Here is a 2,707-nt window from a genome sequence, read left to right on the forward strand (position 1 = left end):
GAAATGCAGCTAAGTGGGGTAAGGTTAGATTCCGGAGATTTAGTTAAGTTATCCCAGGAGGTACGATCGCTACTGCCAGAAGTGACGATTTTTGCTAGTGGAGATATCGATGAGTGGGAAATAGCTAGACTTCAGAGGGAAAATGCTTGTATTGATGGATATGGTATTGGTACTAAGTTGGTAACTGGTGTTCCTGTAAATGGAGTTTATAAACTGGTAGAAATAGACGGTATTCCTGTGATGAAAAATGCTACTGGAAAAGTTAGCTATCCTGGTCGAAAACAAATATATAGATATCTGGAAAATGGTCAATTGAAACAGGATTATTTGGGATTAATGGATGAAGATGTATCGAATCAAACAGAACCTCAGACCGATTCTTTTATAAAATTAATGGTACAAGTAGTTCAGGATGGGGAAATATTGCAAAAATCAGAAAGTCTAGAAGCGATCGCTAAACGTACTGCTATTTCTGTTGCTAGTTTGCTCCCTCAAACTCGCAGCCTAGAAAATCCTAGTTTGCCTTCAATGAAAATTTCTAATAAATTACAAGAACTTACACAAAAAACTAAAGCTCAAAGAATTTAGAATTATGAATTTAGAATTATGAATTCTGAATTGTTAATTAATACACTTCTCCAAAAATAAAAAATCAAAGCAATTCTTATCTATAAACTGTCAATTATTTATTCCTGTTCCATGTTCTATGTTCCCTGTTCCCTCTTTTTTGGAAAGATCTAATAATTACTTTTTCTGTAAGAGAAGGATTGGTTAAAAAGATATTTTTTTCTCCCTTAAAGGAGAAGCTTAAAATCTTAGTTTTTCGGTAAAAGAGAACAGAGAAATTTTAGAATTAAAATGTGCTTAAGCAAGTATATCTTGAACTCTTATACCAATTTCATAAAATATTGCTACAGTCACGACACAGGGAAGAGGGAGGGAATAGGGAATAGGGAATAGAGAAAGAAAAAAATAATCAAAAAAGATGAAAAAATATTGGATTTTGACAATTTATGGAATTGATGATTTTTTATTGTAGGAATAAATAATCAATTAAGATGTAACTACCTTTTTTGAATTTGGTATTACTTAATTGATTATAAAAAAATTCGCGTTGCGTGTTTATTGTTGCGCTTTAGCACTATATAAATATTTGGCTCCCTAAAGCACAATAACGATAGCTACTATTATAAGCGTTTGACCCAACATGATATTTTTGATTAAAAAAGTTGGCTTCAAAAAATTTAATTTCAGTCAATTATCAAGATTAAATTATGAATAATTCCCAAGTATTATCAGGTTTAATGGGTGTGTGTATTGGAGATGCTTTAGGGGTACCTGTAGAATTTTCCAGTCGTAATGAAAGAAGAATGAACCCTGTAACTGAAATGGTTGGTTATGGCGCACATAACCAACCAGCAGGCACCTGGTCTGATGATAGTTCCATGACATTATGTTTAGCTGAATGTCTATGTGATGGATTTGATTTAGAAGCGATCGCTCACTCTTTTTATAGATGGCGTTATGAAGATTATTGGACTCCAAGGGGTAAAGTTTTTGATATTGGAGGTACCACTGCTGCGGCTATTTCTAGAATTAAAAAAGGTAGACCAGCAATAGAAGCAGGAGGTAGGGACGATCGGAATAATGGCAATGGTTCTCTAATGAGAATTTTACCCCTAGCTTATACTTATAAAAACACTAATTTTGCAGAATTAATTCAACAAGTTCACGACTGTTCTTGTATAACTCACGGTCATTTAAGGTCACAAATGGCTTGTGGTATTTATATTAGTATAGCTATTTGTTTATTAGAAGGTTTAGAAGCAAAAAAAGCTTACTTACAAGGAATTGAAAATATTAAACAAATATACTCAGAAGAAAAGTATGGATCGGAGTTACATCGTTTTCGGAAAATATTCAGTGGAGAAGTTCAAAATATACCTATTACCAGAATTCATGCCAGTGGTTATGTACTAGATACATTAGAAGCTTCTTTATGGTGTTTATTGAATACAAACTCTTTTGCGGAGGCAGTATTAAAAGCAGTAAATTTAGGAGAAGATACAGACACAACCGGAGCAGTCACAGGTGGTTTAGCAGGAATTTATTATGGTATAGAAAATATCCCCAATGAGTGGATAGAAGTCATTGCTAGAAAAGATGATATATTCAATTTAGCGTCTCGTTTAGAAACTGCTATATCAGGTTAGGGAGTAGGGAGTAGGGAGTAGGGAGTAGGGAGTAGTTAGGAGTCAGGAGGAACGGATAATTCTAATTTAACTAGAAGTGTTTAGGAGTTAAATGAGAATGAATAGCTTTGATGCTATTTCTTCGTTGATAACTTGATCTTACTAATTAAAGGAAAATTTTCTGTGATTAGGGAGGAGGGAGTACTTAGGAGTTAGGAGGAACGGGGAATTCTAATTTAACTAGAGGTTTTTAGGAGTCATAAATCAGAATAAATAGCTTCGATGCTATTTCTTAGTTGATAACTTGATCTTACTAATTAAAGGAAAATTTTATCTAAAGTCTTTTTATCGCACTTATTATTCGTAACATTCTTTTTTAAAATTGGTATAATTTAGTAGAAAATACTGATAACTGATATCAAATCCGGTAGAATTGGTATAATTAAATAGTTATTAGGAGTCAGGAGTCAGGAGGGAAGAAAATTTAGAAAGATTTGCTAATGGCTGAAGATGAA

Annotated in this window: 2 protein-coding genes; both read left to right on the top strand. The window is 33.1% G+C overall.

Annotated features, from left to right (window positions below):
- Positions 1 to 588, top strand: a 588-nt coding sequence (locus F6K22_RS38115) for a beta/alpha barrel domain-containing protein (RefSeq protein WP_483244196.1), incomplete at its 5' end; no start/stop codon positions are given.
- Positions 589 to 1,274: 686 nt separating this feature from the next.
- Positions 1,275 to 2,213, top strand: coding sequence for an ADP-ribosylglycohydrolase family protein (locus F6K22_RS38120; RefSeq protein ID WP_293110062.1), 939 nt, complete (start codon positions 1,275 to 1,277; stop codon positions 2,211 to 2,213).
- Positions 2,214 to 2,707 lie beyond the last annotated feature (494 nt).

This window comes from Okeania sp. SIO2F4 (assembly GCF_010672385.1).
Taxonomy (GTDB): Bacteria; Cyanobacteriota; Cyanobacteriia; order Cyanobacteriales; family Microcoleaceae; genus Trichodesmium.